The sequence below is a fragment of the Halorubrum sp. DM2 genome (assembly GCF_901686465.1).
Taxonomy (GTDB): domain Archaea; phylum Halobacteriota; class Halobacteria; order Halobacteriales; family Haloferacaceae; genus Halorubrum.
The window spans coordinates 1,752,324-1,770,639 of sequence record NZ_LR594487.1; the positions used below are offsets into that span (position 1 = coordinate 1,752,324).

Consider the following 18,316-nt stretch of genomic DNA (forward strand, 5'->3'; position numbering starts at 1 on the left):
TCCCCTTCAAGCCCGGCGAGAGCGGAGCGAGTCGGCGACGGGACGGCGGTCGGGCCCGAGCCGATACGTTGATACGCTGCGGTCGTCGAACTCGCGACATGGTCGTGTCCGCCGGGTCCGTGGCCTTAGTCAGCATCACGATGACGGTACTGATGATCGCCGCGATGCTGTACCTCGTCTGGGAAACACTCGACAGCGACATCCACAGTCCGAGTCCGGACGACTCGGACGCCCCGGAGCTGGACGCCGGCGACGAGTCCGGCGACGCCGAGGAACCGCAGGGCGAACTGACCGAAGGCAGCTCCGCCTGATCGGCGCATCGCGCGGCGACGGCGAGGACGCATCGTCAGATCGGACGGACGACCGCGACAGCTTTTAACACGGGCGGACTGTCACGAGAGATAATGACACTCGCCGATCGCATCACGACGTTTCGGGCCACGGTAGAGGAGTGGCTCCGCGGCCTGTACCACGGGATGATCACGCACCCGGCCTACGAGAAGATCGAGAAGGAGGCGGAGGACGTCGAAGACGAGTTCATGCTCGCGTGTTTCCCGGACGCGTTCGGGATCCCGTCGCCGGTGTCGTACTACACCGCGGAGCTGCTCCCGTACCTCGAAGACGAGTTCGAGGCGTGGGAGCGGCGGCTGTGGGACCGCGAGAGCCTCATCGAGCGGAAGGGCCAGCAGTACCACTTCTGATGACGGGACGAGGGGAACGCCGCGACTGATGGAGCCGTTTGTCTTCTTCGGCGGGAAAGGCGGTGTCGGCAAGACCACGGTCTCGTGTGCGTACGCGTACCGCTGCGCGACAGAGGGGGTACGCACGCTCGTCGTCTCGACGGACCCGGCGCACTCGGTTTCGGACGTGTTCGACCAGTCGTTCGGCGACGAGCCGCGGTCGGTGAAGGGCGTCGACGGGCTCGACGCGATGGAGATCGACCCCGAAGACGAGATGCAGCGGCACCTCGACGAGATCCGCGAGTCGCTCTCCGAGCAGGTGTCGGCGGCGATGGTCTCGGAGATCAACCGCCAGCTGGAGATGTCACACGGGACGCCCGGCGCGTACGAGTCCGCGCTGTTCGACGCGTTCGTCGACGTGATGCGCGAGGAGAGCGAGCCGTACGACCGGGTCGTCTTCGACACCGCGCCCACGGGATCGACGCTGCGGCTGCTCGGGCTCCCCGAGTTCCTCGGCGACTGGATCGAACGACTGGTGTACAAGCGGAAGCAGTCGATCGACCTGTTCGAGAAGGCCGCCATCGGCGACATGGAGCCCCGGCGGCTGCTGGAGGGCGACCCGGTCATCGAACGGCTCCAGCGGCGCAAGGAGTTCTTCGAGTACGCCGGCGAGACGATGCGGACGGAGGCCGCGTTCTTCCTCGTGTTCAACCCCGACCAGCTCTCCGTCAACGAGACGGCGCGGGCGATCGAGGGGTTCACCGAGCGGGACCTCTCCGTGCGCGGGCTCGTCGCGAACAGGCTCACGCCGACGCCCGACGACGACGAGACGGGCCGCGGGGCGCGCTACCTCCGGGAGCGGGTTGCGACCGAGCGCGACCGCCTCGAACAGGTCCGCGAGGGGTTCGAGCCGCCGCTCGTCGCCGAGATCGAATCCCGGACCAGCGAGGTCCGCGGTGACGTCCTCACCGACGTCGCCGACGCGCTCGACGTGGACGTCTGAGCCGGTCGGGCAGGGTCGCCGACCCCGAGGAGGGAACGAGCAGAGTCGCCGGCCCCCCGGACGGAACGGCTCGAACTCGGAGCGGAACTCGACGCCGCCCGAGCGCGCGCGAGCCGAATCGACCGGAAATGTGCCGAATTTTATCGATTCTCGGGAGTAAGAAACCCAGTACACCCGGGTGCTTCGGCCGATTCGGCGGGTCGATCGCCTCAAGTATCATGAACGAAAGCAACGTTTAAGTCTAACATAGTGAACCGGTACCACGAGGCAGGGAACCTATGACAAGTGTAATTTGGATCGTCGTCGCCGTTCTCAGTACGTTCACCGTGGGGTACGTGGGATACTCGCGGTACCTCTCTCGGTTCGTCGATCTCGACGACGAGCGGGAGACGCCGGCACACAAGTACGAGGACGGACAGGAGTACGTACCGGCGAAGAAGCCGGTGCTACTGGGGCATCACTTCTCGAGCATCGCGGGCGGCGCGCCGATCGTCGGCCCGATCACGGCCGGGGCCATCTGGGGATGGGTTCCGGCGCTGCTGTGGGTCGCGATCGGGAACCCGCTGATGGGGGCGGTTCACGACTTCATCTCGCTGTCGGGGTCGATGCGACACGAGGGGAAGTCGATCGGCTTCATCGTCGGCGAGTACGTCGGCGAGCGCGGCAAGAACATGCTGCTGTGGTTCGCGTTCCTCACCATCATCCTCGTGGTGGCGGTGTTCGCTCTGGTCGTCGGGATCGTGTTGAACGCGTTCCCGTCGGCGGCGACCGCGAGCCTGATCTACATCGCGCTGGCGTTCGGGTTCGGCGTCTACCTGTACCAGCTCGACGGCCCGTTCCTGCCGGGGACGGTCCTGTTCGTCGCGGGCGTGTTCGCGGGCGTCTGGGTCGGTATCCAGAACCCGATCGCGCTGTTCCCGGCCGTCGAGGCCGGCACGTATCCGCAGGGTACGATCGTCCTGTTCGAGTTCCTCGGGAGCGGCGCGTGGCTGCCCGGCGCGGTGGTGAGCACCGACGCCATCCTCCAGCCGAACGTCGCGGCGTGGGTGCCGGTCATCCTCGTCTACGCGACGCTCGCGAGCGCGCTCCCGGTGTGGGTGCTGCTCCAGCCGCGCGACTACCTCTCGTCGTTCCTGCTGTACTCCGGCGTCGGCGGGGCGCTGCTGGCGATAATCGTCGGGACGGTCGGGTTCAACCTCGGCATCGATCCGATCACTCCGGTACAGGAGCTCGCGATCGACTCCTCGATCGGGGCGTACATGGGCTTCTTCGGGAGCGACTTGGCAATCGGAGAACGGGGGATCACGCCGTTGTTCCCGCTGCTCTTCGTCACAATCGCCTGCGGGACGATCAGCGGGTTCCACTCGCTGGTGTCCTCCGGCACCACGGCGAAACAGCTGAACCAAGAGAGCGACGCGCGCCTCATCGGCTACGGCGGGATGCTCGGTGAGGGGCTGCTCGCCTCGGTCGCCATCTCGACGCTCGCCATTGCCGGCTCCACGACGGCCGCCGCCGGCGGCGGTATCGGCGGCGCACTGCCGAACTTCGCGACGGGAGGCGGTATCATCCTCACCAGCCTCGGTATTCCCGCCCAGTACGGCGCGCCGTTCATGGCGCTCGTGCTCGTGAGCTTCCTGCTCACGTCGACCGACACCGCCGCGCGGCTCGGTCGGTACATGATGGAGGAGATCGTCGGCACGCAGGGCAGCGGGACGACGACGGGCTTCTCGGCCGACCTTCCCAGCCTCGCGAAGGGGCGGTACACGAACCCGATCATCCAGTCGCTGATCGCGTACGCGCTGGTCATCTCCGGCGAGTGGGTGACGCTCTGGGCGCTGTTCGGCGGGGCGAACCAGCTGCTCGCGGCGCTGGCGCTGCTGACCGGCACCGTGTGGCTCGCCAACTGGGACGAGTCCAAGCAGCTGATCTCCACCGGGGTCCCGATGACGATCATGGTGACGATCACCGTACTCGGGCTGTCGTGGGTCGCCCTGTGGGACAACCTGTATCAGAAGCTCATACTGGGCAACGTGGCCGGACTCAGCGGACAGATATCCGCCGTCGTCCAGATGGCACTGGCGTTCGTGCTGATCTACCTCGCGCTGTCGCTGGTGCGTATCGGCTACGGCAACATCACGAGCGTCCGCGGCGGGAGCGAGCCCGCAGTCGAACCGAGCGACGACTGACGACCGCGGCCGCGGCGTCGCCGTTTTTTAAGCCGGTGTAGCTCATCGCCAGAACCGCTTCGCGAACCGCGAGAAGAGTCCCTCGTCCGGCTCGTCGACCGCCTCCCACAGTCGGAACGCCGCGGCGGTGTCGGCGCTCTCGCTTGCCGCGAGCGACTCGCGGTCGGGCGCGACGACGACCAGGTTCACCTCGTAGTGGCCGTAGTAGCCGAACTTCAGGAGGGTGCGGTCGTGGAACCCCTCGACGAAGTCGGCGACGTCGTCCGGGACCCGATCCGCGACGAGCACGACGGTGACGTCGGTGCCGTAGTGTTCCTCGTGCCCGTCGACGCGGTCGTCGGCGACGCCGTGGGCGAACTCGACGAGTCGTTCCACGTCGGCGACGGACGGCGTCGAGACGCGGCGCGCGAACACGAACTCCATCATGTCGTGGTCCGCGTAGCTCAGGGCGGGGTGGAGGAACTGCTTCTGGTTGCGGACGCGCATCTCCGCGTACAGCTCGAAGCGCTCGCCGTCGACGACCACGTCGCGGTCGAGGTCGTAGCTGTACATGAGCCGGTCCGAGACCCGGTCGAAGTACTCGTCGTCGTAGTCCGGCACCGACTCGCGGATCTCCGCCGGCAGCTCCTCGGGGTCGCGGCGGGGGCTCTCGCCCGGCTCAGGGGCCCCGTCCGTTCCGGACTCCCCGCCCGAGCCGGGGCGTTCGTCCGACGCCGCGCGGTCACTCATCGTCGGGGTCGTACGCGACGGCGTCGCCGGACGCGGGCGGTGCGCCGACGGCTAACACGGTCACCGGCTCGTCCGCGTCCGCGGGGTTGTACGCGCGCTGCGGGCTCTCGGGGTCGACCACGAACAGGTCGTCGGCCGGCACCTCGTAGGTCCGCTCCGGGGTCTCGACCGCGAGCGTCCCGTCGAGGACGTAGAACGCCTCCTGTTGGGTCTGGTGGTAGTGGTACGCCAAGGGGAGCTGCTCGCCGGGATCGGCGCGGAACCGGTTGATCGCCGCGGCGTCGAGTCCGCCCGGTTCGGCCAGCTTCCGACACTCGCAGGGGCGGCCCGACTCCGGTTCGACCGAGTCGACGTCGACGACGCGATATCCCATGCGAACTGATTCCACGGAGCGAGTAAAAGCGCGTCGGGAAACGGGCCGCGCCGCGCGGGAATCCCACACGGGGGCGTGGAGCGCAGTTTTAAGTGCGAGAACCGCCTACCGTGGGGTGAGAAGCCATGTCAGGGGACGAGTCACGCACACCGGAGCCGGTCGACGCCGATATCACGGCGGAGGCGTGCGGCCGCTGTTCGATGTCGACCGTCGTCGGAGCGGTGGCGGACGACCAGTCCTCCGAGGAGCGGGCCGAGCGCGACCCGTTCGCCGACGAGCGGATCGAGGTCGACGAGTCGTCGCTCCGCCGTATCTCGCCCGCCGGCTACCTCGGCGACCTCAAAGAGCGGATCAACGGGCTCGGCCGCCGGATCGCCTACGGGAAGTAACCGCCTCAGCTCACGTCAGTTCGGAGAGATTTATACGCGTCCGTTCCGTAGCGAGGCCAATCGATGGAAGAGAGCATCTCCGGATTCAAGATGCGCGGCGACTGGGGCGACGTCGTCGAACACGGCGAGCGGGTCGCTCTCGCGCTCCGAGAGGTCGGCGTCGACGGCGGGCCTTACTACGAGTTCGACGAGTGGCGACCAAAGACCCACGAGCGTATCGACGAGGACGTCTCGGAGAAGACCGCGGCGCAGGCGTCCGTCGACGAGGGGAAAGGCGAGCAGGCGGGGAAATCCCCCGGCGACGACCTCCAGACGGCCGGCGAGAAGCTCACGGAGTCCTACGAGCAGGTCGAGGAGAACGACACCGAGAGCGCCCGCGAGAGCTGGGGCGAGTCGATCGAACACGTCGCCCGCGCGGCGGACTCGGCCAGCCGGAAGGCGCTCAGAAAGGTCGAGGACGCCGTCTACCGCAACGTGATGACCCAGATGGCACCGTACTACTTCGACAACGAGCTGGTCAGCGCCAACATTCAGGAGGTCGCCCGCGCGGAGGACGGCGAGACGTTCGTCTTCGAGGTGAACGTCAACGACGACGAGCTGAAAGACGAGGTGTCGGCCGTGCTCGGCGACTACGAGTCGGAGATAGACCGCTGGCACGTCGACACCGAGAAGCGGACCGAGGACGTCGCCGCCGCGGAGGGCGTCGAGCCGCCGGCCGAGGAGGGCGGCCCGGACTCGACGACGACGTGAGCGTCGCGGGACATGGTCGGCTTTAACTCGCCGACCGTCGAATCGAACCTATGAGCGAGGTACTCCGGGTCGAGGCGGGGGAGTTGGCCGTCGACGAACTCATCGACGCGCTCAACGACGGACGGCGGATTCTCGTCGATGTCGAGGTCGCCGGGGCCAGCCACGAGGTCGCCCTCCGGTACGACGGGGAGACGTACCACTGCGACACGCCGACAAACCTCCACCGACACGCGGACGAGTCGGGGATGCGCGGGTGTATCGACCAGATGGGATACGCCGCCGAGGAGTGAGCCGGCCGAGCGACGAAGACCGGCATTTAACCTCGCCCCGCGCGAATCGGTCGACATGAGCGACCCCGAAATCGAGGACCTCGTCGGCGATCGGTCTCCCTCGTTCGAGCACGTCCTCTCTTGCGTCTTCGGCGTGCGCGACCACGAGAGCCGGGCGTACCTCGCGCTGCTCGACAACCCCGGCAGCACCGTCTCGGAACTCGCCGACGCCCTCGACCGGGACCGGTCGAACGTGAACCGGTCGCTGTCGACGTTACGGGAGAAGGGGCTCGTCGAGCGCCGTCGCCGCCTGCTCGACTCCGGCGGGTACGTCTACCAGTACACCGCGATTCCGGTTCCCGAGGCCAAACGGCGACTCCACGACGCCCTCGACGAGTGGGTCGGAGACGTCCACGACGCCATCGACGCGTTCGACCCCGACGAGCGCTGAATCGGGGGCCGGCGCGGACGCCTACTTCTCCGCCTCGTCCGACTCCTCGCCCGCGGTCAGTCCGTCGTCTTCGGGACGGTCGAGCGCGCGCTCGGTGTCGTGGTACTCGGAGTAACCGTCGAACCAGCGCGCGATCCGTTCGATCCGGTCGACGACGTGCGCCGGCTCGCCGGACCGGGAGAGCTCGTGGCCCTCGCGGGGGTACCTGACGAACCGCGTGTCGACGCCGTTCTTTCGGAGGATCCGGTGGTACAGCTCCGCCGTACAGATCGGCGTCCGCGTGTCGTCCTCGGAGTGGATCAACAGCGTCGGGGTGTCGACCGCGTCGGCGTGGCCCGTCGGCGACTGCTCCCAGAGCCACTCCGGCTCCTCGGACGGGACCGTGTCGAAGTCGCCCTCGACGAGCTTGTAGGCGGCGTCGGTCGAGCCGTAGAACCCGGTGAGGTCGTAGACGCCGCGCTGTGAGACGGCCGCGTCGAAGTAGTCGGTCTGTCCGACCGCCCACGCGGTCATGAACCCGCCGAAGGAGCCGCCGGTGACGAACGCGTTCGACGCGTCGATCTCGGGCCGGTCGGCGACCGTCTCGACGCCCGCCATCACGTCGCGCATGGTGACCGCGCCCCAGTCGCGCTCGATGGCCTGCATGAACTCCTCCCCGTAGCCGGTCGAGCCGCGCGGGTTCGACCAGAAGACGGCGTAGCCGCGGGCCGCAAGCGTCTGGAACTCGTGCCACATCGTCCCCGCGGTCGACCACATCGCGTGCGGGCCGCCGTGGATCTCGACCGCGAGCGGGTACGGCTCGTCGGGAGCGGCGGATCCGTCGGCGGACTCGTCGGCCTCGACCTCCGCGGGCGGCGTCAGCAGCCACCCCTGAACCTCGACGCCGTCGGACTCGAACCGGATCTCCTCGGGTTCGCCGAGCGCCCGCTCGGCGAGGTAGTCGGCGTTCAGTTCGGTCAGACGAGTCGTCTCGTCGGCCGCGGCGTCGTAGGCGAACGCGTCGCCCGGGTGGTCCCACTCGCTGGCGGCGTACGCGACCGCGACCGACTCGGGTCCGGCATCGGTCTCGCCGCCGACGGTCGCGCCCGAGACCGTTCCGGGACGGAGGAGGCGTTCGGGGTCCGCGCTCCCGTCGGCGGGGACGTGCCACAGCGCCGTCTTCCCCTCGTCGGGCGTCGCGAAGTAGAGCGTCTCCTCGTCGGGTCCCCACTGCGGCGTCGTCCCCCGGCCGAGGCCGCGGTCGAGGTCGCCGGTGAGGTCGGTGACCGCCCCGGACTCGGCGTCGAGGACGCGGAGGTCGGTCGGCCGCATCGACACCTGATCCGGCTCCGCGTGGGTGAACGCGACGCGCCCGTCGGCGGTCGCCGCGAGGTCGGCCCCCCACCCGGTCGTCGTGTGGACGCGCTCGTCGTCGCCGGCGGCGAGGTCCCGGGCGCGGATCGCGATCTCGACGGAGTCGTCGGGGTCGTCGCCGACGGCCTCGGTGTAGTACAGCGTGTCGGCGTCGCCCCACGTCGGGGCCGCGAAGTCGGCGTCGCGGTCGGTGAGACGGGTGACCGCGCCCGACTCGGCCGGGTCGGGGTCGGTGACGCCCCCCACGGTCGCGTCCGCGTCGACGACGTACACGCCCGGTCGGCGGCCGTCGAAGTAGCGCTCCATGGACCGGTAGACGGTCCGGTCGATCACGCGCGGGTCGGGGTGGTCGTCCGGCTCGTACTCGTCGGGCACGGCGAGGTCGCGGTCCGCGTCGCGGTCGTCGGCCGTCACCGACTGGACGAACGCGATCCGCTCCCCGTCGGGCGACCACGCGATCTGCGAGACGCCGCCGACCACATCGGTGAGGCGGCGGGCCTCGCCCCCGTCGACCGGGAGGACCCACAGCTGCTGGCGGTCGTCGGCCGCGCCCCGGGTGGAGGTGAACGCGATCCGGTCGCCGGAGGGGCTCCAGCGCGGTTCGGCGTCCGAGCCCTCCGGGAGGGTGAGCCGGCGCGGGTCGTCCTCGCCCGCGGCGTCGACGAGGTACACCGTCGTCTCGTAGCTGTCGTCGTCGTTCGGCTGTCGGCGCACGAAGGCGACGCGGTCGCCGTCCGGCGAAATTCGGGGGTCGGACGGGACCGCGAGGTCGTGGTAGTCGGCCGCGGTGACGCGCTCCATGGGCGTCACTCGGACGGGGGAGGCAAAAGGCGTCGGGAGCCGGAAAGGTGGTCAGGGGGCGGGGAGGCGTCGTCCGGCCGGGGCCGGAACGCGGACCGGGGTCGGAGCGCCGGTCAGTCGTCGCCGTTGTCGAACGCGAGCGCGACGCCGTCGGCGTCGACGGTCGCGCCCGCGGCACAGACCGGGTGTTCGAGGTCGGCTTCCAACAGTTCGGTCGCGACGCCGCCGGCGTCGGTCGCGGTCAGGTCGTACGGCTCGGGGGAGTCCGTCTCGTAGGTCGCGACGACGGTCGGCTCGTCGACGGCCTCAACGAGGAGCGCGTCGCGGCGGACGACGCCGACCGTCGCCGACTCCGCGCCGACGACGCCGGCGACCCGAGGCGTGTCGTAGTCGTCCTTCTCGAAGTCGAGCGCGAGCAGCGGGGTCGCGAGCGCGTCGCGGGCGGGGTAGCCCAGCTCCAGCTTCTCCGCGATCGGGTCGACGTGCGAGCCGTTACCGAGGACCGCCAGCGGCTCGCCGGTCGGGGTCTCGACGCGGCGCGCGCAGTTGTACGAGACGTACGGGTTGTCCGTCTCGGGCGCGTCCGCGGTCGGGCCGACGGTGAGCGTCCCGCCGCGGTCGCGGACGCGGCGGTTCGGGAACGAGCGCGAGGAGACGCGGTAGCCACCGATGCCGGGCGCGACGACGACGAATCGTCCGACGTACATACAGCTTCGTGCGGATTGGGCCGTGTAAAACGCGTCGATGTACGCACGAACACGATCCGAGAGCGGTTCGGCCCCGGAGGGTCGTCACAGAGTCGCACGGCGGTCGCAACGCGCAACGCTTACAAAGACGTGTGGGTTACTCGTGAGTACGCAGTCCATTGGGGTAGTGGCCAATCCTGTTGCCTTCTGGGGGCAACGACCCTGGTTCGAATCCAGGATGGACTACTTCTACCGTACCCTCGTTTCGACTGGGCCCAAAGCGGCGCTCCTGTCGGGCGGTTTCCAGTCGAAACAGAGGGGTATGAGATCACTTCTCGACGTCCAGCAGCGCGACGCGTTCGCGCACGACATCCGTTAGGTCGCCGGTCGTCGCGGCGAGTTCGCGGTCCGTGACGCCGTAGAACTCGCGGACGCGGGCCTCGTCGAACGCGCGGCTCTGGCTCTCGTCGAACTCGCCGATCTCATCAGCGGCGAGTTCCCGGATCGACTCGACGGCCTCGTCAAGATCGGCGGAGGGCCGGTCGACACCGGGGACACCGCCGAAGTCGGCGACGAGGACGACCGCGGCCCGCTCGCCCTCCGACACGCCGAGTTCGAGCGCGCGGTCGATCTGTCTGCGACCGGCCACGTACAGCAGGATCTCGACGCCGGGGTCGCGAGCGACCGCCTCGCCGCGGGCAATCGCACGGGCCGCGAGCCGGGCCGCCTCCCGGAGGTGGGCGGGCGAGACGACGAGGTCGGCGTCGAACGCCTGAACCACCGCGCCGGTCTCGGCGGCGACCTCGTCGAGGTCGGCGAGGAACGCGTCGAGGTCGGCGATCGCGAACGCTCCGGCGACGAGTCTGACGGCGGGGGCGGGATCAGACGCCGGGTCCGCTTGGGAGGCCGACGGTTCCGTCATCCGAAATCACCTAGACTGGCCTGTCCGTCGCCGTCGCCGTCGGCGTCCGCGCCCGCGGTCGCCGCCGCGGAGGCGGAGCTGTCGGGGTCGACGCCGTCGAGCGAGGGGTCCTCGCGGCCGGCGTTCTCCAAGATCCGTTCGGCGGTGCGCTCGCGGCCGCGGAGCGCGCCGAGCACGACCGCCTTGTCCGCCTCGCGGAGGTCGGCGCGGCTCTCGATGCCGGCCTCGTAGAGGCGGCGAGCCCGCTTGCGGCCGACGTTGCGGACGCCGGCCAGATCGAGCAGCTCCTCGCGGACCCCGTACTCCAGGCGCTTGCGCGCCTCGCGGACCTGAACGACCACGTCCCCGTCGATCCCCTCCACGTCGCGGGCGAGCGTCTCCGCCGCCCGGAGGAGCCACTCCGCGGTGTCGACCTTGCCGCGGATGTCGCCCGGGCCGACGCCGTACCGCTCCGCGATCCGGTCTTCGTCCACCTCGTTCGCCCAGTCTTCGAGCAGGCGGGCCGTCTTCAGCGCGGCGAGCCAGTCCTCGAACCGCACGTCCTCGTACTCGGAGGGCACGTCGCCGAGGAACTCCGGCTCGCGCTCGTAGCAGACCTCCGTGTACTCCTCGCGGTCGCCGGACTTGAGGTACAGCTCGTAGGTGTCCGGGGTCCGGCTGACCAGGTGGTAGAGACCGAGCGGGGTGACCGCGGGGGGCTCGTCGTCGTCCGAGTCGGACGGATCGGCGTCGCCGTCGCTCTCCTCCGCGTCCCCTCGGGTGTACGTGGTGAACCCCGGTTCGTCGGCGTCGGAGTCCGCGTCGGCGTCGGTCGATGGGACGAACTCGGCGTCGGCGGCAGGGGCATCGGATCCGGCCGTGCCGTCCTCGACGACCGTCCGGAGCCCGTCGAGTATCTCCGCCGCGCTCATCGGGTCGAGGTAGAGCCGCGAGACGGTGTGGCCGATGCCGGTCGCGGCGAGGCCCTCGGCCCCGCCGTCGCGGTCGCGCTCGACGAAGCCGTTGACTTCGAGGTAGTCTAAGACGGTGTCGGTGACCGCGGCGAGGCGTCCCTCGTCGTCGGTCTGGGTCGCGTAGAGAGTGTTGTCGAGGAACGACAGGAGGCCCTCGCGGGTGGCGGCAAAGCCCGAGGCGACCGTCGCGAGGACGTGGGTCCGGAGCGCGGGCTCGGCCGCGAGCTTCGAGCGGACCGGCTCGGCCTCGGCCCAGACGTACCGCTCGAACAGCTCCTCGCGGGTGTCGGCGTCGTTCGCGAGCAGCACCGCCTCGCCGTAGGGGTCGAGTCCGGGGCGGCCCGCGCGGCCGCACATCTGGTGGACTTCGAGGACGTCGAGTGGTTTCATGCCGCCGAAGTCGCCGTCGTAGCGCCGCCAGTCGCGGACGATCACCCGGCGAGCGGGGGTGTTGACGCCGGCGGCGAGGGTGGGCGTCGCGGAGACGCACTTGATCAGGCGGTCGCGGAACGCGTCCTCGACGAGGGTCCGGTGTTCGCTCGCGAGTCCGGCGTGGTGGAACGCCGACCCCTGCTCGACCGCGCCCGCGAGGTCCTCGGAGGTGTCGGTGTCGGAGACGCCGCGGATCTCCTCGGCCAGCTCGCGGAGCCGGTCGCGCTCGTCGCCGGTGAGCCGGGCGCTCGTCACCTCGCCCAGCTTGCGGGCCGACGACTCGGCGTTGCGCCGGGAGTTGACGAAGACGAGCGAGGAGCCGCCCTGCCCGCCCTCCTCGGTGTCCAAGGCGTCGCCGACGAGCTTCGCCGTCTGGTCCTCGCCGCGCTCGACCGGCACCTCGCGCTGGCTCCCGTCGTCGAAGTTGATCGCGTTACCGAAGTGGACGCCGGTGCGGAGGTCGATCGGCCGCCAGTCGGACTCGACGAGTTCGGCGTCGAGCCAGTCGGCGATGACGTCGGCGTTGCCGACGGTCGCGGAGAGCGCGACCGTCTGGAGCCCCGGATTCACCTTCCGGAGCTTCGCGAGCGTGACTTCGAGGGTCGGGCCGCGATGCGAGTCGTCGACGAGGTGGACCTCGTCGCTGACGACGCAGGTCAGGTCGTCGATCCACGGCGCGCCGTTCCGGATGAGCGAGTCGACCTTCTCCGAGGTGGCGACGATGATGTCCCGGCTCGCGAGCCACTCGCCGTCGGAGTCGTAGTTGCCCGTCGAGACGCCGACCGTCACGCCGAACTCTTCCCAGCGCTCAAACTCGGCCTTCTTTTCGCTGGCGAGCGCGCGCAGCGGGACGATATATAAGGCCTTGCCGCCGCGTTCGATCGAGGAGAGCATCGCCAGCTCCGCGATCAAGGTCTTGCCGGAGGCGGTGGGGACCGCGGCGACGAGGCTCTCGCCGTCCAGCACCCCGGCCTCGACGGCCGCCCGCTGGGGCGGGTACAGCTCCGCGACGCCCTCCGCTTCGAGCGCCTCGCCGACGCCCGCGGGGAGCCCGGAGAGCGAACTCGGTTCCATTACCGGACTCTGGTCCCCGACGCGATTTAAACCGTCGGAAGGCGTCGCTCCGCGCTTTTAAACGGAGAACTATCGGACCCAGACTCCACGGTCGGGCGCGCGCCTCCGAGGCCGCCTCGCGGCCGAGGAGCGTCGCGCGAGGGAGTCAGTCGGTCGGAGCGAAGCGGAGACCGACTGACGAGGCTGGGGAGGCGTGAGGTGCGGTTACGGGGCGGTGCTGGGCGGGACTCGAAGGGGCGGCCGCGACGCGGGCGGAGGCGACGCAAGCACCGCAGGAAGCGAGTGAAACGAGCGACCGAGGAGCGCAGCGAGCGTCCGCCCGCGTCGCGGCCGGGGCTTCGGCGGTCCCGGTAAGATCGATCGCAACGACGTATCGGCGAGCGACCGGGGCTTCGGCAGTATTCGCGGTTACGATTCACTGATACTCAACTGCGTATCGGTCCGAGTCAGGGCGCGACGCCGACCGTCAACAGCGTCCCCCACGTCCGATACCGATCCACCATTGCCTCGCGCGTCTCATACCCCTCTACCGGAAATTCCTCCGCGTCCGGGATCTCCGTCTCGCGGTCCGGGATCGCGTCCTGTGCGGCGACGTACAGCCCGGCCTCGCGGAACGCCTCGCGGTACTCGGCCCGGTCCCACAGCGTCATCTCCACGGAGATGTTCTCCTGCCACTCGTGGGTCGTCTCGCTCTCCGCGAAGTAGTTGACGGCGCAGTAGAAGGTCCCGCCCGGCCGCAACACCCTGCGAACCTCTCGGAGCGTGTTGACCGGATCGGCCGCGTAGTAGAACGCCTCCATCGAGAAGACGTGATCGAGCGAGTCGTCAGCGAAGGGCAGCGCGTCGAAGTCCCCGACCACGAACCCGACCGCGTCGTCGTCGGTGTACTCGCGGGCGTTGCGGGCCATCTCCGGCGCGCCGTCGAGTCCGTAGCCGCGACTGATCCCGCGCTCGCGGAGCGCGCGGAGCGCGTAGCCGGAGCCGGTTCCGAGGTCCAACACGTCGTCGCCCGCCTCGACCGGCATCCGCGCTAAGACGTGTTTCGCGGTGTGCCAGTGTCGGTCCTCCATGCCGCGGTCCTTTCCGGTCGCCGCCCACTCGTCGAACTCCTCGCGAACGCTCATGTCGGGGGCGACGCGGAGGACGGTGAAAAGCGGCGGTGTTTTACCGACTCCCGCCGTCGGTCGCGGACATGAAGCGGCCGAAGTCGCTGCGTCGTCCGAACTTCCGGCTGGCGGACTCCGCCCAGCAGGCGGTCGGCGGCTTCCTGCTCGCCGGCCCGTTCGTCGTCACCGAGGAGGTGTGGGTGCTGGCGGCCGGGATGAACTGGACGCAGGCTGTGTTCGTGGCGGGACTCGTCGCCGCGATCGGGTACGCCGCGCTGTACCGGGCGGACACCGACCGCGATCCCGAGACCGAAACGGAAATCGCCGGGATCCCGGTGCGGTTCCTTTCGCTGATGATCGTCGCGTTCGGCTCCGTACTCCTCTTGGCCGTCCTCTTCGACGCGCCCGACACGTTCCTTATCGAGGAGGGCGTGGCAGGCAGGGAGCTATGGGCGACGACGTTCAAAGCGGTCTCTGTTGGCGCAGTGTTCAGCGTCGTCGGCGCGGCGACCGCCGACAGCGTGTTCTGAGGCGGCAAGCGGCCGGCCCGTCTCTCAGAAATCCCGTCACGGCATCCGAGACGCCGTCACAGCACGACCGAGACGACCGCGAAGAGTATCAACACGCCGGCGATGTCACAGAGGTTCGTCACCACGGGGATCGTCGTGTCGTCGGGGTTGAGCCCGACGCGGTACGACACCTCGACGGCGACGACGCTGGCGACGACGACGAGGACCGCGAGCAGCATGCCGGAGACGAGTGATATCAGCAGTACCAGACCGAGCGCGAGCGACCCCCCGAGCGCGACGCCGATCGCCCACGCGGCGACGCCCACCGCGCCGAAGACGGTCGCCGCGAGTCCGAACACCGCGGCCGCGTTCGCCCGGAGCGCGGGGTTCGAGGGGCTGAACTCGTAGGTCCCCAGATACAGCTGCGTGGTGAGCCGCGAGCAGGTGATCGACGCGAGGTTGCCGGCCGTCCCGATCTGAACCGGCACCAAGACGAGGAGCGCCGGGTACCGTAACAGGACCTCCTCGTAGGTCTCTAAGACGGTCCCGGAGACGAGCTGTAACACCGACAGCGCGGCCAGAAGCGGGATCATCGTCCGAACGATCCGGCGGATCGACCACTCGTCGACCGCCGTCCGGTCGGTCACGACACCGCCCCCACGACGGCCACTCCGACGAGGAGGAAGAACACGCCGAACACGTCGCCGAGGGTGGTGACGACCGGGCCGATGACGTTGTCGGGGTCGAGTCCCCGGCGGTAGCCGACGAAGATGACCGCGATCAACACCGTGATCATGAGCACGGCGGAGAGGAAGCCGGCGACGACCATCACGCCGACCAGCTGGAAGAGGCTCCCGCCGTCGCCGAACAGGACGAGCGTGAGGTAGGTGACGACCGCGATGAACACCGAGACGGTCATTCCGTTGAGGAAGGAGGCGACAATGGCGTTCGTGAGCCGGCGGTCCAGTCGGAACCGCGGCTCGATGATTCCTTGGTGAAGCCCCGTCGAGAGCCGGGCCCCGAGCGAGCCGTACACGCCGCCGCGCGTGGCGAGGAACGCCGGGAGCAACAGCAGGAGTCCGGGGACCTCCGCGATGTTCGCGCGCATGGTCTCGGAGCCGAGGATCGTCCCCGCGAACAGGCCGGCGATCAGGCTGACGCCGATGACCGGGAGCGCCTGCCGGTAGATCTCGCGCGCGGAGTCGTGACCGGGCATCGACCGCACCGAGGGCGGGCGGAGCAAAAAAACCGACTGCCGCGCCGGGGAGCCAGTAGATCGACGCGCCGATACGCGGCGCGCGTCTGTCACGATCTCCAGATGAAACGGAGGGGGATGTGAGAGGAGGGCACGGCGACGGCGGCCGAGCGCGGGCGGGTCGCCGGATCCGGAGGGTCGCCGACCGCACGCCAGCGACCCGTCCGCGTCCGACGGTCTCGAACCGGTCCGGCCCGCACCGTTAAGTCGATCCGGCGAGTTCCGATCCCATGGACTACTCCCTCGCCGTCGAGAACGGGCCGGAAACGATACCGGGCGGGACCGGACTCCTGCTCGTCCACCCGAGCATCGGCGAGACCGACCGGATCGACACCGACTTCCTGAAGACCGACACCGACGCGTTCCTCGTCGTCTCCACGCGGACCACCGCGCGCGAGGTCGAACAGAAGCTGGAGTACTACGACGTCGACGAGACGAAGGCGACCATCCTCGACACGCTCTCAGTCGAGCGGGGCTACTCGCGACGGGGCTCCGACGACGTCTACTACGTCTCCGCGCCCGACGACCTCGACGGCGTCGTCGACCGCGTCGAGCGCTTCCTCACTGAAAACGAGGGGAAGCGGCGCGTCTCGGTCGACTCGCTCACCGAGATGGCCTACTACGCCGACGACGACGCGGTGTACGAGGCCGCCGCCGAGATCCTCGACCTCCTCGACGAACACGACGCGGTCGGCATCTTCCACCTCTCGGAGGAGGTCCACGAGGTCGCCACCCTCGACCGGTTCCGGGAGCTGTTCGACGGCGTCATCGACCTCGACGGCGACGGGAACGTCGTCGTCGACCTCTAACGGTCGCGTCTGGCCGGGAATTCCCGTTTCACTCCTCGTCGACGAGCGCCGCGAACGTCTTCTCCGCCCACGCCACGGCGTAGGCCGCCCCGCGGTCCCGGTAGGCGGCCGTGTCGAGCGCGCCGTACGGCGCTGGGAGGTCCAGATCGTGTTTGACCGCCGAGCAGGCGTACTCCGTCGCGCTCGGGAAGTCGGTGTCGCCGCGAGCGACCTCGGTCGAGAGCTCGCCGAGCCGACCCGAGAGCCGGTCGCCCGCGTCCTCCCACGCGTCGAACAGCCGGGGGTACTCCCCGGCCCACGACGCGAACTCCTCGCGGGTGTGAAGCCCGACCCACGCGTCGAACAGCGCGTTCGCGACCTGGAAGGCGTCGGCCGGGCCGAACCCCGTCGTCGACGCCCCCGTCTCCGGGTCGGGACGCCGGATCGCCGCGTCGAGGTCGCGGTAGCGCTCGCCGAAGAAGGGGAGGAACGTCTCGGGGAGGCCGGGCGCGTCGCCGGCGGTCGAGGCGGCGTCGGCAGTCGAAGCGGCGTCGTCGCCGCCGACGGCCCCCGAAGCCGGCTCGCAGCCGATCTGGACCAGTCGCTCGGCGATCAGGAACGCGAGGAAGTCGTCGGGCGTCCCCTCCGCGCGCCGCTTGACGAGGACGGCTGGCGGGTCGGTCTGGGTCGTCCGAACGACGGTCCCGTCGCCCGGGAGACCGACCGTGAACGCCGGCCCCGCGTGCTTTCGGAGGAGGTCCGGCACCGCCTCGGGGAGCCACTCGGCGGGGTACGAGGCGGGAACGAGCGCGTCGACGAAGAGGCCCAGATCCTCCGCCGCGGCCGGCGGGAGCGTCTCGAAGTCCGTCTCGACGTCGAGGACGGGCGATCCCGGCGCGTACCGGTCGCGGACCGCCGCGAGGTCGTCGTCGAGCGACCGGGTCGAGAACATCAGCCGAGGACGTACGAGAGGATGATGAGCACCGAGAGGACGGCCGAGACGCCGACCGTTCCGACCACGATCTTCGTTGATTTGGACATGCGCGTTTCTGGGTCCGCCGGTCGTTAAAATCAACCGGTCGCCGTCGACCGCGCGGCAGCGACTTTATGTCTTCGGGCGATAGTGCGACGGTATGCGAGTCCGTGACGCGGTCGAGGCCGACGCGACGGCCCTGGCGTCGATGACGGGGCGGCCGAGCGGCGTCGTCCGCGACATGATCCACGACCGCTCGGTGCGCGTCGCGGTGACGGACGAGTCCGGGCAAACGGAAGCCGCGGACGACGGGGGCGGAGAGACAGAAGCCGCGGACGACGACGAGACCCCCGCGGATTCGGTCGAGGGGTTCGTCGCGTTCGACGTGCGCGACGGGACGGTCCACGTGACGAACTTCGAAGGCGGCCCGGAGGGGATCCGCCGGCTGTTCGAGGAGCCGGTGGGGTTCGCGGTCCGCGAGGGCATGGCCGTCGAGGCGGTCGTCCCGGTCGACGCGACCGCGACGGCGACCGTCGAGGCGATCGGGTTCGAGGCGGTCGGTTCCGGGCCGCGGATCGACGGGGCGTCGACGACGCGGTACCGGTTCGATCCGGGCGAGAACGGGGACGAGTGA

21 protein-coding genes and 1 tRNA gene are annotated in these 18,316 nt (G+C 69.6%); 12 read left to right on the top strand and 10 right to left on the bottom strand.

Annotation, left to right across the window (positions count from 1 at the left end):
* The first annotated feature begins 98 nt into the window (after positions 1-98).
* The 4 genes from QOL69_RS08925 (at position 99) to QOL69_RS08940 (ending at position 3,869) form a co-directional block, all read left to right on the top strand.
* Positions 99-311 carry a hypothetical protein gene (locus QOL69_RS08925; RefSeq protein ID WP_048077581.1) on the top strand — a complete coding sequence of 71 codons (213 nt, stop codon included), beginning with the start codon at positions 99-101 and terminating at the stop codon, positions 309-311.
* 93 nt (positions 312-404) lie between these two features.
* Positions 405-701: a DUF7990 family protein gene (locus tag QOL69_RS08930; protein ID WP_048077580.1), complete on the top strand. Its 297-nt coding sequence runs from the start codon at positions 405-407 to the stop codon at positions 699-701.
* Between the two features lie 28 nt (positions 702-729).
* A complete protein-coding gene (locus tag QOL69_RS08935) occupies positions 730-1,683 on the top strand; it encodes an ArsA family ATPase (RefSeq protein ID WP_283402898.1) in 954 nt (317 codons plus the stop codon).
* Positions 1,684-1,961: 278 nt separating this feature from the next.
* Entirely contained in the window at positions 1,962-3,869 is a 1,908-nt protein-coding gene (locus QOL69_RS08940; protein ID WP_048077583.1) for a carbon starvation CstA family protein, read from the top strand.
* A 42-nt stretch (positions 3,870-3,911) separates the two neighbouring features.
* On the opposite strand, the gene QOL69_RS08945 is transcribed toward QOL69_RS08940, so the two are convergent.
* Both QOL69_RS08945 and QOL69_RS08950 read right to left on the bottom strand, forming a co-directional pair.
* The gene (locus tag QOL69_RS08945; RefSeq protein WP_283402899.1) at positions 3,912-4,598 is read right to left on the bottom strand and encodes a DUF8052 family protein; all 687 of its coding nucleotides are present in this window, start codon (positions 4,596-4,598) and stop codon (positions 3,912-3,914) included.
* Positions 4,591-4,971: a cupin domain-containing protein gene (locus tag QOL69_RS08950; RefSeq protein WP_283402900.1), complete on the bottom strand. Its 381-nt coding sequence runs from the start codon at positions 4,969-4,971 to the stop codon at positions 4,591-4,593. The genes QOL69_RS08945 and QOL69_RS08950 overlap by 8 nt, the downstream gene beginning before the upstream one ends.
* Before the next feature lie 125 nt (positions 4,972-5,096).
* Here QOL69_RS08950 and QOL69_RS08955 point away from each other — a divergent pair, with 125 nt between their 5' ends.
* The 4 genes from QOL69_RS08955 (at position 5,097) to QOL69_RS08970 (ending at position 6,830) form a co-directional block, all read left to right on the top strand.
* Positions 5,097-5,360: a DUF8007 family protein gene (locus QOL69_RS08955; protein WP_048077577.1), complete on the top strand. Its 264-nt coding sequence runs from the start codon at positions 5,097-5,099 to the stop codon at positions 5,358-5,360.
* A 63-nt stretch (positions 5,361-5,423) separates the two neighbouring features.
* Positions 5,424-6,110, top strand: a complete 687-nt coding sequence (locus tag QOL69_RS08960; protein WP_283402901.1) for a DUF5828 family protein — start codon at positions 5,424-5,426, stop codon at positions 6,108-6,110.
* 50 nt (positions 6,111-6,160) lie between these two features.
* On the top strand, positions 6,161-6,400 hold the full coding sequence (locus tag QOL69_RS08965) for a DUF8001 family protein (RefSeq protein ID WP_048077575.1): 240 nt from the start codon (positions 6,161-6,163) through the stop codon (positions 6,398-6,400).
* A gap of 55 nt (positions 6,401-6,455) precedes the next feature.
* On the top strand, positions 6,456-6,830 hold the full coding sequence (locus QOL69_RS08970; RefSeq protein WP_048077574.1) for a helix-turn-helix domain-containing protein: 375 nt from the start codon (positions 6,456-6,458) through the stop codon (positions 6,828-6,830).
* 21 nt (positions 6,831-6,851) lie between these two features.
* Here QOL69_RS08970 and QOL69_RS08975 read toward each other — a convergent pair whose 3' ends face one another.
* A complete protein-coding gene (locus tag QOL69_RS08975; protein WP_283402902.1) occupies positions 6,852-8,984 on the bottom strand; it encodes a S9 family peptidase in 2,133 nt (710 codons plus the stop codon).
* Between the two features lie 113 nt (positions 8,985-9,097).
* Positions 9,098-9,691 (bottom strand): IMP cyclohydrolase, encoded by a 594-nt coding sequence (locus QOL69_RS08980; RefSeq protein ID WP_283402903.1) that lies wholly within the window; start codon positions 9,689-9,691, stop codon positions 9,098-9,100.
* Positions 9,692-9,843: 152 nt separating this feature from the next.
* On the opposite strand from QOL69_RS08980, the gene QOL69_RS08985 reads away from it, so the two are divergent.
* Positions 9,844-9,916: transfer RNA gene (locus QOL69_RS08985), tRNA-Gln, on the top strand.
* 82 nt (positions 9,917-9,998) lie between these two features.
* On the opposite strand, the gene cgi121 is transcribed toward QOL69_RS08985, so the two are convergent.
* The 3 genes from cgi121 to QOL69_RS09000 form a co-directional block, all read right to left on the bottom strand.
* Positions 9,999-10,592, bottom strand: coding sequence for a KEOPS complex subunit Cgi121 (gene cgi121 / locus QOL69_RS08990; RefSeq protein WP_283402904.1), 594 nt, complete (start codon positions 10,590-10,592; stop codon positions 9,999-10,001).
* A complete protein-coding gene (locus QOL69_RS08995; RefSeq protein ID WP_283402905.1) occupies positions 10,589-13,051 on the bottom strand; it encodes an ATP-dependent DNA helicase in 2,463 nt (820 codons plus the stop codon). The genes cgi121 and QOL69_RS08995 overlap by 4 nt, the downstream gene beginning before the upstream one ends.
* A gap of 446 nt (positions 13,052-13,497) precedes the next feature.
* Positions 13,498-14,175 carry a class I SAM-dependent methyltransferase gene (locus QOL69_RS09000; RefSeq protein ID WP_283402906.1) on the bottom strand — a complete coding sequence of 226 codons (678 nt, stop codon included), beginning with the start codon at positions 14,173-14,175 and terminating at the stop codon, positions 13,498-13,500.
* 68 nt (positions 14,176-14,243) lie between these two features.
* Here QOL69_RS09000 and QOL69_RS09005 point away from each other — a divergent pair, with 68 nt between their 5' ends.
* Positions 14,244-14,687 (top strand): DUF2391 family protein, encoded by a 444-nt coding sequence (locus tag QOL69_RS09005; RefSeq protein WP_283402907.1) that lies wholly within the window; start codon positions 14,244-14,246, stop codon positions 14,685-14,687.
* Positions 14,688-14,743: 56 nt separating this feature from the next.
* Here QOL69_RS09005 and QOL69_RS09010 read toward each other — a convergent pair whose 3' ends face one another.
* Together QOL69_RS09010 and QOL69_RS09015 are read right to left on the bottom strand one after the other, a co-directional pair.
* Positions 14,744-15,313 carry a magnesium transporter gene (locus tag QOL69_RS09010; RefSeq protein WP_283402908.1) on the bottom strand — a complete coding sequence of 190 codons (570 nt, stop codon included), beginning with the start codon at positions 15,311-15,313 and terminating at the stop codon, positions 14,744-14,746.
* Positions 15,310-15,882 carry a magnesium transporter gene (locus QOL69_RS09015; RefSeq protein ID WP_283402909.1) on the bottom strand — a complete coding sequence of 191 codons (573 nt, stop codon included), beginning with the start codon at positions 15,880-15,882 and terminating at the stop codon, positions 15,310-15,312. The genes QOL69_RS09010 and QOL69_RS09015 overlap by 4 nt, the downstream gene beginning before the upstream one ends.
* Before the next feature lie 269 nt (positions 15,883-16,151).
* Between QOL69_RS09015 and QOL69_RS09020 the strand changes: the two genes are divergently transcribed.
* A complete protein-coding gene (locus QOL69_RS09020) occupies positions 16,152-16,730 on the top strand; it encodes a DUF7090 family protein (RefSeq protein ID WP_283402910.1) in 579 nt (192 codons plus the stop codon).
* Positions 16,731-16,758: 28 nt separating this feature from the next.
* On the opposite strand, the gene QOL69_RS09025 is transcribed toward QOL69_RS09020, so the two are convergent.
* Positions 16,759-17,661: a DUF7089 family protein gene (locus QOL69_RS09025; protein ID WP_283402911.1), complete on the bottom strand. Its 903-nt coding sequence runs from the start codon at positions 17,659-17,661 to the stop codon at positions 16,759-16,761.
* Between the two features lie 181 nt (positions 17,662-17,842).
* On the opposite strand from QOL69_RS09025, the gene QOL69_RS09030 reads away from it, so the two are divergent.
* Complete coding sequence (locus QOL69_RS09030) at positions 17,843-18,316, top strand: hypothetical protein (protein ID WP_283402912.1); 474 nt, start codon at positions 17,843-17,845, stop codon at positions 18,314-18,316.